Origin of the sequence: Escherichia sp. AM3, assembly GCF_032029835.1 — a bacterium.
Classification (GTDB): Bacteria; Pseudomonadota; Gammaproteobacteria; order Enterobacterales; family Enterobacteriaceae; genus Escherichia; species Escherichia coli.
In genome coordinates, this window is record NZ_JAVUPQ010000655.1 from 1 (window position 1) to 374 (window position 374).

The following is a 374-nucleotide window of genomic DNA, read 5'->3' on the forward strand; positions in this document are numbered from 1 at the left end:
AATATTCACCTGGCACCAGTCCCAAAAAAGCCATGAGCTGTTTGGGATTGGAAAATCGCGAAAAATCACCCAGTTCAGCAACCAGGGTTATTGCGATTAGCTGACCAACACCTTTAAGAGCCTGCAACTGGCAGACCAGATTGCACAGAGACCACTCAGGTAACAGGCGAGATATTTCCTGGTCGAGTTGAAGTATGCGATCTTCAATCTGCTCCAGACTTTGACAATAGTGTTGAAAAGCAATCTGTTGAGATGGCTGACTAAATGATTGATTAGCTAACCAGGTTCGGTGTTTTCCTGTCCAGTGCTTTCCAGCATAATGTTTGTCTGTTCGCAATAGCATGCTCAGAATTCGCTGTCGGGCAACTCTGCTG

1 protein-coding gene is annotated in these 374 nt (G+C 45.7%); it reads right to left on the reverse strand.

The features are described from left to right. A partial coding sequence (locus RTW80_RS27730; RefSeq protein ID WP_312721323.1) for a transposase occupies positions 1 to 374 on the reverse strand: 374 nt, incomplete at both ends.